Annotated in this window: 11 protein-coding genes; 5 read left to right on the top strand and 6 right to left on the bottom strand. The window is 62.7% G+C overall.

The window, feature by feature from the left end; translation table 11 throughout:
* Positions 1-17 precede the first annotated feature (17 nt).
* Positions 18-902 carry a LysR family transcriptional regulator gene (locus tag KI243_RS02540; RefSeq protein WP_177083402.1) on the bottom strand — a complete coding sequence of 295 codons (885 nt, stop codon included), beginning with the start codon at positions 900-902 and terminating at the stop codon, positions 18-20.
* 108 nt (positions 903-1010) lie between these two features.
* Here KI243_RS02540 and KI243_RS02535 point away from each other — a divergent pair, with 108 nt between their 5' ends.
* From KI243_RS02535 to KI243_RS02520, 4 genes are all read left to right on the top strand, one after another.
* Positions 1011-1343: a multidrug efflux SMR transporter gene (locus KI243_RS02535; RefSeq protein WP_017125103.1), complete on the top strand. Its 333-nt coding sequence runs from the start codon at positions 1011-1013 to the stop codon at positions 1341-1343.
* A gap of 70 nt (positions 1344-1413) precedes the next feature.
* Entirely contained in the window at positions 1414-2589 is a 1176-nt protein-coding gene (locus KI243_RS02530; protein WP_212810412.1) for an FAD-dependent oxidoreductase, read from the top strand.
* A complete protein-coding gene (locus KI243_RS02525; protein WP_017125105.1) occupies positions 2586-3398 on the top strand; it encodes an aldo/keto reductase in 813 nt (270 codons plus the stop codon). Before KI243_RS02530 ends, KI243_RS02525 begins: the two co-directional genes overlap by 4 nt.
* A gap of 41 nt (positions 3399-3439) precedes the next feature.
* On the top strand, positions 3440-4405 hold the full coding sequence (locus KI243_RS02520; protein WP_017125106.1) for a hypothetical protein: 966 nt from the start codon (positions 3440-3442) through the stop codon (positions 4403-4405).
* Between the two features lie 90 nt (positions 4406-4495).
* Here KI243_RS02520 and hldE read toward each other — a convergent pair whose 3' ends face one another.
* From hldE to msbA, 4 genes are all read right to left on the bottom strand, one after another.
* Positions 4496-5917: a bifunctional D-glycero-beta-D-manno-heptose-7-phosphate kinase/D-glycero-beta-D-manno-heptose 1-phosphate adenylyltransferase HldE gene (gene hldE, locus KI243_RS02515; RefSeq protein WP_042934908.1), complete on the bottom strand. Its 1422-nt coding sequence runs from the start codon at positions 5915-5917 to the stop codon at positions 4496-4498.
* A gap of 64 nt (positions 5918-5981) precedes the next feature.
* Positions 5982-6632, bottom strand: coding sequence for an adenylyl-sulfate kinase (gene cysC / locus KI243_RS02510; protein ID WP_017125108.1), 651 nt, complete (start codon positions 6630-6632; stop codon positions 5982-5984).
* Complete coding sequence (locus tag KI243_RS02505) at positions 6625-7329, bottom strand: sulfotransferase family 2 domain-containing protein (protein ID WP_042934909.1); 705 nt, start codon at positions 7327-7329, stop codon at positions 6625-6627. Before KI243_RS02505 ends, cysC begins: the two co-directional genes overlap by 8 nt.
* Before the next feature lie 186 nt (positions 7330-7515).
* The gene (msbA, locus tag KI243_RS02500; RefSeq protein ID WP_042934910.1) at positions 7516-9321 is read right to left on the bottom strand and encodes a lipid A export permease/ATP-binding protein MsbA; all 1806 of its coding nucleotides are present in this window, start codon (positions 9319-9321) and stop codon (positions 7516-7518) included.
* A 157-nt stretch (positions 9322-9478) separates the two neighbouring features.
* On the opposite strand from msbA, the gene KI243_RS02495 reads away from it, so the two are divergent.
* Positions 9479-11338 (top strand): bifunctional O-antigen ligase/aminoglycoside phosphotransferase family protein, encoded by a 1860-nt coding sequence (locus tag KI243_RS02495; RefSeq protein WP_017125111.1) that lies wholly within the window; start codon positions 9479-9481, stop codon positions 11336-11338.
* Positions 11339-11386: 48 nt separating this feature from the next.
* Here KI243_RS02495 and KI243_RS02490 read toward each other — a convergent pair whose 3' ends face one another.
* A complete protein-coding gene (locus KI243_RS02490) occupies positions 11387-12007 on the bottom strand; it encodes a CatB-related O-acetyltransferase (RefSeq protein ID WP_017125112.1) in 621 nt (206 codons plus the stop codon).
* Positions 12008-12013: the final 6 nt, after the last annotated feature.

Here is a 12013-nt window from a genome sequence, read left to right as displayed (position 1 = left end):
CGGAGTTTACTGTGTTTTCAGCCGATCGCCTGCAGGTGTTCGGCAAAACGTTCGGCCAGCCAGCGCGCGGCCGGGCCCAGGGGCTCGTCACGCCGCCAGACCAGTTCCACCACCAGCGCCGGCGGGGTCCATTCGCTGACCAGCTCGACCATCTGCCCCTGGTACGTCGGGTACTGCACCACATGCCGCGGCAACCAGGCCCAGCCGAGGCCACGGGCCAGCCACTCGGCCATGACGTAGAAACTGTCGGCGCGCCAGACCTGCGGACTGGCCGCCTCGCCACCGGGATACACACTCGAGGGCGTGGACATCAGCAATTGCCGGTGCCGTGCCAGTTGCTGGGCGTCGACGCGACGGGTCGCCGCCAATGGGTGCCCGATGCCACACACCGTGACCATTTCGATACTGCCCAGCACACGCCGTTCGAGGGCCTCGGGGATCTGGTCGTGATAGAACAGCAGCCCGAGATCGGCGCGCCGCTCCACCAGCTTGCGCGCCACATCGCCCTGGGCGGCGCTGGTCAGTTGCACTTCCAGGCTGGGAAAGCGGTTGGCCAGCGCCTCCAGGCTGTCGATCACCGGCTGATAGGGCATCGCCTCATCCTGGGCCAGGCGCAGGCTGGCTTCCTCGCCGCGCATCAGCGCCAATGCCCGGCCATTGAGGCGTTCGCACTGGCGCAGGACTTCACGGGCTTCCTCCAGCAACGCCTCGCCGGCTTCGGTCAGGCGCGGCTGGCGACCGCTGCTACGCTCGAACAGGCTGACCCCCAGGTCGGCCTCCAGCAAGGCAATCGCCGAACTGATCGCCGATTGCGCCTTGCGCTGATGACGGGCCACCGCGGAAAACGAACGCTGCTCGGCAACGCTGACAAACAGGCGCATCTGCTCCAGGTTCCATTGCATGCTGACGCCCAACCTATCTCAAACTCAGATAGGTAATGACTTTACCCCATCTGGGCAATGTCTAAAATGCCGATCTCATCAGCAGGCCCAGACACGAGAGATCGCTCCATGAATGCTTACTACTACCTCGCCATCGCCATTTGCGCCGAAGTCATCGCCACCGTCTCCATGAAAGCGGTCAAGGGACTGAGCACGCCCCTGCCGCTGACGCTGATCATCGTCGGCTACGCCACGGCGTTCTGGATGCTGACCCTGGTGGTGCGCACGGTACCGGTGGGCGTGGCCTACGCGGTGTGGGCGGGCATGGGGATCGTCATGGTCAGCGTCGCCGCGCTGTTTCTCTACGGGCAGAAGCTGGATATCCCGGCCATGCTCGGCATGGCGCTGATCGTCCTCGGCGTGGTGGTGATCCAGCTGTTCTCGAAAACCGCCGGACATTGATGGCAGGCAAATCGCCGATTCCCGCGAATCTGTATACTGCGACCCTGCTCATGAAAACCGAGGTCGCCGCATGCCATCCGCTATTTCCACCGATGTCCTGATTGTCGGCGCCGGCGTCGCCGGCCTCTGGCTGAACGCGCGCCTGCGTCGCCAGGGTTTTTCGACGGTACTGGTGGAGAGCGCCAGCCTCGGCGGCGGGCAAAGCGTGAAGTCCCAGGGCATCATCCATGGCGGCGCCAAATACGCGCTGCACGGTGCCCTGACCGGCGCCTCGGAAGCCATCGCCGACATGCCCCGCCGCTGGCGCGAGGCCCTGGCCGGCAGCGGCGAGCTCGACCTGACCGGCGTGCGCCTGCTGTCCGATGCCCATTACCTGTGGTCCCCCGGCACCCTCGCCGGCAATCTCACCAGTTTCTTCGCCAGCAAGGCGGTGCGCGGACGGGTCGACCAGGTCAAGGGCGACCAGTTGCCACCGGCCCTGCAGCACCCGAAGTTCAAGGGCAAGGTCTATCGCCTGGCCGAACTGGTGATCGACGTTCCCAGCCTGATTGCGCGTCTCGCCGAACTGGCGGGCGACGGCCTGCTGGCCGGGCAGAAGATCGAACCACTGCTGGACAATGGCCAACTGGTCGGCCTGCGGGTCGACGAGCGCGAGATCCGTGCCCAGCGCATCGTGCTCAGCGCCGGCGCCGGCAACGCCGATCTGCTGGACGCCCTGGGCCTGAGCCAGCCGGCCATGCAGAAGCGTCCGTTGCACATGGTGCTGGTCAAGGGCCCGAGCCTCAAGCCGCTGTATGCCCACTGCCTGGGCGGCGGGCCCAAGCCACGGATCACCGTGACCACCCACCCGGCGGCCGATGGCCAGTGGGTCTGGTACCTCGGCGGCGATATTTCCGAAGCCGAAGGCGTCGCACGCGAACCCGCCGAGCAGATTGCCACGGCACGCAAGGAACTGGGCAACCTGCTGCCCTGGATCGACCTGAGCCAGGCCCGATGGGCCACCCTGCGCGTCGATCGCGCCGAACCCCTGCAGTCCGGCCTGACCCGCCCGGACAACGCCTTTCTCGCCGAGCAGGATCGCCTGCTGGTGGGCTGGCCGACCAAGCTGGCCCTGGCGCCGGACTTCGCCGACCGGGTACTCGCCAGCCTGCAACGGAACGGTATCCAACCCGGCCATCCGCCGGCGTTACCCGAACTGCCAAGGCCGCCCATGACGCAAACCGCCTGGGAGCAACTGCTGCCATGAGCCTGCCGACCCTGCACGACCTGCACCGCCCCCTCGGCAGCACCGGCCTGAGCGTTTCGCCACTGGGCCTGGGCACCGTGAAGCTGGGCCGCGACCAGGGCGTCAAATACCCCAGCGGCTTCCAGATCCCCGACGACCAGGAGGCCCGCCAGTTGCTCAAGCTGACCCGCGACCTGGGCATCAACCTGATCGATACCGCCCCGGCCTATGGCCGCAGCGAAGAACGCCTCGGCCCGCTGCTGCGCGGGCAGCGTCACGAATGGGTGATCGTCAGCAAGGTCGGTGAAGAGTTCGAGGCCGGCCAATCGCGCCACGACTTCAGCGCCGGGCACACCCGCCTGTCCGTAGAACGCAGCCTGCAACGCCTGGAAACCGACTTTATCGACCTGGTGCTGGTGCATTCCGACGGCAACGACCTGGCGATCCTCGAACAGAGCGGCGTCTACCAGACCCTCGCCGAGCTGAAGCGCGAAGGCAAGATCCGCGGCTTCGGCTTTTCCGGAAAAACCGTCGAAGGGGGTTTGAAGGCTCTGGAACAAGGCGATTGCGCCATGATCACCTACAATCTGAACGAACAGGGCGAGCGGCCGGTCATTGACTATGCGACGGCCCACGGCAAGGCGATCCTGGTCAAGAAGGCCCTGGCCAGCGGTCACGTCTGCCTGAGCCCGGGCACCGATCCGGTACGGGCCAGCTTCGAATTGTTGTTTGCGCAGCCCGGCGTTGCCAGTGCTATTGTCGGTACCATCAACCCGCTGCACCTCGCCCATAACGTTGCGACAGTAGCCCGGGTCATTCGCCAGAACTGATGCCGCCCACGCGGCCGACCCCGACGCAAGAAGGAGCCGACATGCCGCGAACGCTGATAAGAAAGAACCCCAGCAACTTCAAGACCCTGCCGTTATTCGTCGAGGCGACGCCCGAAGGCCTGAGCTACCAGAGCGTCGGGATGCCGCTGAACTTCGCGCAAACCCTGCACAAGCGCAAGCCGGTGAGCGTCGCCGATGCCGAGCGTTTCGCCCTGGAACTGGCCAACCTCGGCGTGTCGGTACGCCTCACCCTGCACTGGCAGAACCGCGACTACTGGGTACTGGTCCGGCAACGCCGGCAGGACCGTGGCGATGTGGTGCTCAAGCTGATTTCCGGGTATGTCCCGGCCCAGGAACTGAACCTGCCGTTGCACACCGCCATCCAGGAAATCGCCGAGGAATGCCTGCTGGAGACACCGGAAGGCTGGCTGAGCGGACGCTTCAACGACACCTGGCTACCGGCGCCCTACTCCGCGGCCCTGCATTACCGCGAGGCCCTGCCCTTTCGCCTGACGCCGCTGTCGGGCTCGGCATTGCCGGTGCGTTGCGGCGCGCAACAGCTGATGGAGCGACCACGGGCCTATGTGCACCTGCCCACCGCATCGCTGCAATTGATCTACGACCTGCGCCTGGATGTGCCCAGGGAAGCCAAGTCCCTGAGCCTGTTCCATGTCGATGAGCGACTGGAAAACGATGAACTGGTGGCCCGCCTGGATCGCGGACGTCCAGACCTCTATCTGATGCCGCTGAAGGACGGACAGCCCTGCGCCGAGCTGTACACCCTGAAGAAGGACCAGCTGGTTCCGGCCAGCACCCGCGGCCTGTACCTGGCGGAAAGCTTTGCCCAACAGGAAGGCTGGCTGGTGCGCGACGAACGGATTCGCTGGAAGGACTGGGTGCGCCAGCAAGGGCTGGCCCCCGTGGAGAAGGACTCGAAACTCAAGCGACTGACCGGCAAGGCCCGGCAGATCCTGCGCAAGATCGTACCGACCAAGGCCCGGCGCTGACGGGAAAAAACGTCCCCTGCAGGAGCCGGCTTGCCGGCTCCTGCCAGGCGGGACCGTCGACACAGGGCCGTCGGACGGGCCTGGCGCGTGTCAGTTGCTGCGGATCTTCTCGACAATCGCCGTCGTCGAGCTGTTCTCCACCAGGCCCAGCACTTTTACCGTACCGCCGTAGGCCGTGACGATGCCGGCACCGACCACTTGGTCGATCCCGTAGTCTCCCCCCTTGACCAGCACATCGGGCTTGACCTGCGTCAGCAGGTTTTCCGGAGTGCCTTCGGGGAAGCTGATCACCCAGTCCACCGCGCCAAGGCCGGCCAGAACCGCCATGCGCCGGTCGACGCTGTTGATCGGCCGTCCCGGACCTTTCAGGCGACTGACCGAGGCATCGTCGTTGACCGCGACGATCAGTCGATCGCCCTGGGCCCGCGCCTGCTCCAGATAGGTCACATGTCCGGCATGCAGGATATCGAAGCAGCCATTGGTAAAGACGATTTTCTCGTTGTGTGCCCGAGCGTCATCCACTGCCAGCAACAACTGCTCCAGCCCCAGCACACCGCGCTCGGAACCTTCCTCACGCTGGATAGCGCGGCGCAGTTCCGGCGCGCTGATGGCCGCCGTGCCCAGCTTGCCGACCACGATACCCGCCGCCAGGTTGGCCAGCGCCACCGCGTGCGGCAACTCCTCGCCCGCGGCGATCGCCGCCGCCAGGGTGGAGATCACGGTATCGCCGGCACCGGTCACATCGAACACTTCCCGCGCCCGGGCCGGCAGATGCAGCGCCGGATGATCCGGACGCAGCAGGGTCATGCCGTGCTCGCCACGGGTCACCAGCAAGGCGCCGAGGTCCAGGTCCTGCATGAGCTTGGCACCCTTGGCGACCAGCTCATGTTCGTCGGCACAACCGCCGACGATGGTTTCGAACTCGCTGAGGTTCGGCGTGATCAGGCTGGCTCCGCGATAGATCGAGAAGTCCTTGCCCTTGGGATCGGCGAGCACCGGAATACCCCGGGCACGCGCCGCCTGGATCAGCGCCTGGTGATTTTTCAGCGCACCCTTGCCGTAGTCGGACAGCACCAGCACCTTGATGCCTTCGAGCAGGCTATCCACTTCAGCCCCCAACGCCAGGGCGTCGGTGGCGAACGGCTCCTCGAAATCAATGCGCAGCAGTTGCTGGTGACGGCTCATGACCCGCAGCTTGACGATGGTCGGCTGGTGCGCAATGCGCTGGAACAACGCCCGCACGCCCGCGCCCTTGAGGCTGTTGGCCAGGCTGTCGGCGGCCTCGTCGTCACCGGTGACACCCACCAGGGAAGCCGGCGCGCCGAGGGCGGCAATGTTGAGGGCGACGTTGGCAGCACCGCCCGGGCGGTCTTCGATCTGCTCGACCTTGACTACCGGTACCGGTGCCTCAGGGGAAATCCGTGAGGTACCACCATGCCAGTAACGGTCGAGCATGACATCGCCGACCACCAAGACAGGGGCTTGATCGAATCGCGGCATGGACAACTTCATGGAGCAACCCACATACAAAATGAACAGGGGCGCGATATTAACACAGGGTTGCCGCAGGCTAGTTCTATGGCTTCAAGTGACTGGCTTCGCCGTCGGAAATTGTGCGTTTATTGATCAGAAACGCCAGAAGCGCCTGGGTGCAGTCCTCCAGGGACATGGACGTCGTATCGATTTCACAGTCGGCATCCAGCGGTGCCTCGTAAGGACTGTCGAGGCCGGTGAAATCCTTGATCCGCCCCGCCAGCGCCGCCTTGTACAGCCCCTTGGGATCACGCTGGGCGCAGACATCGAAAGGCGTGCTGACATAGACGCAGGAGAACTCCTGGGGCTGGAACAGCGACCTGGCGACCTCACGGTCAGCGCGGAACGGCGAGATCGCCGAGACGATCACGATCAACCCGGCATCGACCATCAGCCGCGCCACCTCGGACACCCGGCGGATATTTTCCTTGCGGGCCCTGGCGGACATTCCCAGGTCGCTGCACAAGCCATTGCGCACGTTGTCGCCATCGAGCAGGAAGGTGTGCAGGCCGCGCCGGTTGAGTTGCAGTTCCAGCTCGTTGGCCAAGGTCGACTTGCCGGAACCCGAGAGCCCCGTGAGCCAGATGCAGCAGGGTCGCTGATGCTTGATCGCAGCCCGCCGGGCCGTCGACAACGCCAGGGTATAAGGACGGATCTGCGGTTTTTCCAGGGGGATCGTTGCCAGTCTATTCATAGCCCAGTAGCTCATAGTCTCGTTGGTAGACACGACGTACCAGTCGACGGGTTCTCACCGAGCAGAAATCCCTGACCGGCTCCTGACGTCGTTGGCGTGAATGATTGAGGTGCGGCAATGCTGAGTCGACGCCGATCCGGTCGCAGACAGAGCGGAAATCCTGTTCCAGGTGCTCCTGGTAACCGATGAAGTCCAGGGCCAGATGTCCGAGCGAGTCCACGAGAAAGTCAGTCTGGGGAGCGAAATGCATTTGTTTCTGAACGTTCTCGGGGTGCAGCCAGCGATGAACGAAGTCGTCGAAATCACGGTACGAAGTCACCAGGTGGCGCGCAGCCATATCCCGCCGACACGGCTCGTTGCCCCTGAGAAAGGCATAGGCCGAGTAGGCTCGTTCCAGGGGATCACGCACGAAAGCGAACTTGAAACTGCTGGCGTATTGCTCGGGAAACTGATGTTCATACCAGTGCAACGGCAGATGCCCGGGATGCCAGCCACCGAACAACGCCCCGCAGACACTGCTGCCCGCACACTTGGGAACATGGATGAACAGGCAGGCGCGCTCGACAAACAACTCGGGAAACTGAACATTGCCGGACATCGCCTTGTTGACGACCTGCCGATCGACGACCGACAAGCGCCCCAGCAGGAACTCCCGCTGAGGCTTGGGCATGAGTTTCCATAGGTAGCGCTGCAACATTCCAGTACCTGCGCGAAAGGGATAGCCCTTCCGTTGATATAGAGGGTTCGTTGCAGAACCATAACAATCGAGGTGTCTGAAAATATTTAGCGATGGTCAAGCTGTGTAAAGATCCCGATACAAAGCCCTGACGTATTGCACGCAGGGCCTGCCCGGGAGTGAATCACTCACTCCCGGGCGCCTGGATCACGCGGTTCCAGCGGAGGTCGGCTCATCCAGCCCCATGGCATGCAGGCGAGAGTAGTAGCCATTCTTTTCCAACAATTGAGAATGAGTGCCACGCTCCACGATACGCCCCTGATCCATGACCAGAATCAGATCGGCCTTTTCGATCGTCGACAGCCGGTGGGCGATCACCAGCGTGGTGCGGCCTTTCATGACCTTGTCCAGCGCGGCCTGGATATGCCGCTCGGACTCGGTATCGAGCGCCGAGGTAGCCTCGTCGAGAATCAGCAACGGTGCGTTCTTGAGCAAGGCCCTGGCGATTGCCAGACGCTGGCGCTGGCCTCCGGACAGCAGGACGCCGTTCTCGCCGACCTGGGTATCCAGGCCTTTGGGCAACTGATCGATAAAGTCCTTGGCGTAGGCGTCGGCGACGGCTTTCTCGATGTCTTCGCGCGGCGCTCCCGCCAGGTCGCCATAGGCGATGTTGTTGGTCACCGTGTCGCTGAACAGCGTCACATGCTGGGTCACCTGGGCGATATGCCGACGCAGGTTCAGCAGGCGATAGTCTTCGACTTCAACGCCATCGAGCAGGATCTCACCGGTTTCGTGGTGATAGAAGCGCGGAATCAGGCTGGCCAGGGTCGACTTGCCGCTACCGGAGCGCCCCACCAGTGCCACCATCTGACCCGGCTCGACACTGAACGAGATGTCGTCCAGTACCAGTCGCTCGGTATTCGGGTAGGTAAAGCTCAGGTTACGTACATCCAGCCGGCCCTTGACCACATCCCGCTCGATGGTGCCGTGATCCACTTCCGGCTCGACATCCAGCTGCTCGAAAATGCTTTCGGCACCGGCCACGCCTTTCTGGATGGTCGAACTGACTTCCGACAACTGGCGGATCGGCTTGGGCAGGAGGCCCGCCAGGGTGATGTAGGCCACCATGTCACCGGCCGATGCATCGCCACGCAGGTAGAGCACCAGGAACATCAGCACCGCCATGGCGCTATAGATCACCAACTGCAGCATCGGCGTGTAGATCGCACCGGTGCGGGTCATGCGCAGTTGCTTGTCGGTATTGCTCTGGCTGGCCTTCAGGAAGCGTTGCTGTTCGTAGATTTCACCACCGAAGCTGCGCACGACGCGATAACCCTGGATGGTTTCCGAGGCCACATGGGTCACGTCGCCCATCGCCACCTGGATTTTCTTGCTCTGCTTGCGAAACTTCTTGCTGGCCGTGCGGACCATGACCGCGATCAACGGCAGGATGGCGACCATCACCAGCGTCAGGCGCCAGTTCATGAACAACAGCGAGGCAAACAGGAAGATCACCGTCATGCCTTCACGAATAACGACCTTGATCGCATCTGTCGCCGCCCCCGTGACCATGGTGACGTTGAAGGTGATACGCGAAATCAGGTGCCCGGAGTTATGCTGGTCGAAGTAGCGGTTGGGCAGGGTCAGCAGGTTGTTGAACAGTTGCACCCGCAGGTCATGGACCAGGCCGAGGGAGACCTTGGCCAACAGGTAGTTGCCCAGGTAGGAACCCAGGCCCTGCCAGGCGGCGATCAGGATGATCAGCAACGGCACTGCCTGCAGCAACTTCAGGTCGCGCAGATAGGGCACCGTGGGAAACAGTGCGGCGTCGGGATTGGACAGGCCATCGACAAAGTACTTGAGGATGTAGCCCAGCATTGGCTGCGTCGAAGCGAAAATCAGGAAGCCGACGATGCTGAGCATGAACAGACCGATATAAGGCCGAACATATCCCAGCAGGCGGAAGTAGATTTTCAAGCTTGACGGGCTTGCGGAGAGACTGGAGTCGGTCATATCACGCGGCGGTAATTGAAAAAGGAGGCTGACTTTAGCACAGCTTCTCTACTGTACTGGCAGCCGCTTGGTTCAAGGTACCCGCAGGCCCGGCAGACGACATTAAGTAGCCAGTACGTTAGTATGGCCTTTCACTCTATGGAATGAATTTTTCAGCATGCAATTCAGCAGCTTGAACACCGCCTCAAATCGAGTTTTTGACTTTATCTGCCTGTGGCTGCTGCCCTTGGGTTACCTGCTGCTATTAAGTGACATGTTTTTCCTCCCTGGCCGCAGCGTGCACCACAAGATCTACTATGCGCTGTTCAGTGCTCCCGCCCTGATAGCCATCCTGCTTCGCCCTCGCGAGCTGAAGGAACTGGTGCGCGAGCCCCTCTTCATCGGCATCCTGGCCTTTGTCCTCTGGACCATCCTGAGCCTGCTGTGGAGCCCGCCCGTACCGGATGCGCTGAGCGACACGAAACCGCCACTGCACACATTGATGCTGTTCATCGGTTGCAGCCTGCTGGTGCGCTACCGCCCGGACAGCCTGCAACCGCTGATCTTCAGTGCCGCGACCATTGCCCTGATCGCTACCCTGTACAACCTGATTCATTTCTGGCAGATCCGTACTCCAGAGATGAGGATGATCGGCGCCGGAGCATTCGATAACCCGCTGCTCAGCTCCCATGCCTTTGGTTTCTTCTGCGCCTACTGGGTAAGCCTGAGCATGACGTGCAAGCGTCCGCGAATCCTGTGGCTGAGCCTGCCGGCCTTGGCCATCATGTTCTGCGCGGTGATCGCGACAGGCTCGCGAACACCCCTGGTAGCATTGACACTTGCAGCGCTGTGGCTGAGTTTCATCTGCTGGAATCGACGCTCGCTGATGGTGCTGGGAGCCATGCTGGTCTGTGGCGCCGCGGTCTTCGCGTTTTTCTCCGAAATGCTGTTCGAGCGCGGCAACTCGTTCCGCTTCGAGCTCTGGCGCATGACACTGGAACAGATCGCCTTCCACCCCTGGATCGGTCACGGCTATAACGCCGAATTGAGCATCGACCCCGGAACCGGCTACAACCTGAGCGAACCCCACAACTTTGCCCTGGGCGTGCTTTTCTACGCCGGTATCATCGGTTTCATCCCCTGGGTCTTCATGATTGCCTGGGGCCTGTTCAGCAGTTGGCGGCAACGGGCCCAGCCACTCTTCGTGCTGGCCTCCAGCTGGCTGGTGTTCGGGATCGGTGCCGGACTTACCGAAGGTGGCGGGACAATGTCACGTCCGAAAGAACACTGGTACCTGCTGTGGATCCCCCTTGCCCTGATCCTCGCCCTGACCGTTGCCCGGCGCGCCCACCAACTGCTGGACAAGCCGGTAAAGTCGCTCAGTAGCACAGGGTTCGCCGAGCTGGGACACAACGCCCGGATCATCGAGGAAGACGGCCTCGGCCCCAAGGTCCTGCGCCTGGAAAACGGCACCTTTCTAAAACTGTTTCGGCGTCGCCACTGCTACAGCTCAGGTGCTTTCAACCCGCTCTCGGAACGTTTCGCGATCAACAGCGAGCGCTTGCGGCCCCTGGGAATTGCGACACCGGTGATTCTCGGACTTCACCAACTGGACGATGGCAGCAGTTCGGTGCAATACCAGCCGCTTCCCGGCCAGACCTTGCGCCAGGTGCTGCAGTCGATGGGTGCCCCGGCGGTCCGCGAGGCCCTGGTCGAGCGCTTCGGCAAATTCCTCGGACAGTTGCACGAACGTGGCGTGTACTTCCGCTCGCTGCACCTGGGGAATGTCCTGCTGATGGATGATGGCGAGTTCGGCCTGATCGATCTGGCCGATATGCGGATCTATCCTTCGCCGCTGCGACAATCGCTGCGCCAGCGCAACCTGCGCCACATGCAACGCTACCAGGAAGATCGTGGCTGGCTGTTCGAAGAACAATTACCGGCGCTATTGAAGGGCTATGCCTCGGCGGCGTCCGACCAGTCGGCCGCGGCCCTGCACAAGGAAGCCCTGCTCCTGCGCCAGATCGCGAAAGCCTGATGAGCCTGCGCAGCGCCGGTACCGGCGCTGCATCCTGGCGTCATGCCGCTACGCCTGGCGCTGTCGAACGTACTGCAGAAACCCCTCGATATCGTCGCTGCACAGCCTGTCGCCCAGGCCATGCAGCTCTTCTTCGGGCCAGTCCCACCAGGCGCTCGCCAGCAACGCCTGGCGCTGTTCCTCGGGGAAGCGCCAGCGCAGGAAGCGCGCCGGATTGCCACCCACCACCGCATAGGGCTCGACATCCCGGGTCACCAGGGCACCTGCCGCCACGATGGCTCCACTGCCGACAGTGACGCCGGAAAGCACTGTGCAGTTGGAACACAGCCACACGTCATTGCCGATCGTCACGTCACCGTGGGTGCCGCTGTATCCGCCGATATGCGCGGCCTGGGAAACCATCGCTGGAAAAGGAAAGGTCGTCACCCAGTCAGCCCGATGATGACCGCCGAGAAAAATCTGCACCCCTTCGGCAATGGAGCAGTAGGCGCCGATATTCAGGGTCGAACCTTCCTGCCAGTCATGCACCTGGGGCAATCCGTAACTGCCTCGACCAAAGCCGTAATCGGGATAGCGCTGTTTGAAACGCGCGGCGCCCCGCTCGATTTTCGGTAGCTTGCGGATGGCCCGCTTGGCCCGCTTGTCGAGAAAACGCTGAATCCAACCCATGCTTAG

Origin of the sequence: Pseudomonas sp. Ost2, assembly GCF_018326065.1 — a bacterium.
Lineage (GTDB): Bacteria > Pseudomonadota > Gammaproteobacteria > Pseudomonadales > Pseudomonadaceae > Aquipseudomonas > Aquipseudomonas gingeri.
This window is presented reverse-complemented; position numbering and strand designations above follow the sequence as displayed.

Bases quoted from the DNA above. Each gene is read 5' to 3' on its own strand.
- KI243_RS02540 (WP_177083402.1), bottom strand. From the start codon at position 902: ATGCAATGGAACCTGGAGCAGATGCGCCTGTTTGTCAGCGTTGCCGAG.
- KI243_RS02535 (WP_017125103.1), top strand. From the start codon at position 1,011: ATGAATGCTTACTACTACCTCGCCATCGCCATTTGCGCCGAAGTCATC.
- KI243_RS02530 (WP_212810412.1), top strand. From the start codon at position 1,414: ATGCCATCCGCTATTTCCACCGATGTCCTGATTGTCGGCGCCGGCGTC.
- KI243_RS02525 (WP_017125105.1), top strand. From the start codon at position 2,586: ATGAGCCTGCCGACCCTGCACGACCTGCACCGCCCCCTCGGCAGCACC.
- KI243_RS02520 (WP_017125106.1), top strand. From the start codon at position 3,440: ATGCCGCGAACGCTGATAAGAAAGAACCCCAGCAACTTCAAGACCCTG.
- hldE (WP_042934908.1), bottom strand. From the start codon at position 5,917: ATGAAGTTGTCCATGCCGCGATTCGATCAAGCCCCTGTCTTGGTGGTC.
- cysC (WP_017125108.1), bottom strand. From the start codon at position 6,632: ATGAATAGACTGGCAACGATCCCCCTGGAAAAACCGCAGATCCGTCCT.
- KI243_RS02505 (WP_042934909.1), bottom strand. From the start codon at position 7,329: ATGTTGCAGCGCTACCTATGGAAACTCATGCCCAAGCCTCAGCGGGAG.
- msbA (WP_042934910.1), bottom strand. From the start codon at position 9,321: ATGACCGACTCCAGTCTCTCCGCAAGCCCGTCAAGCTTGAAAATCTAC.
- KI243_RS02495 (WP_017125111.1), top strand. From the start codon at position 9,479: ATGCAATTCAGCAGCTTGAACACCGCCTCAAATCGAGTTTTTGACTTT.
- KI243_RS02490 (WP_017125112.1), bottom strand. From the start codon at position 12,007: ATGGGTTGGATTCAGCGTTTTCTCGACAAGCGGGCCAAGCGGGCCATC.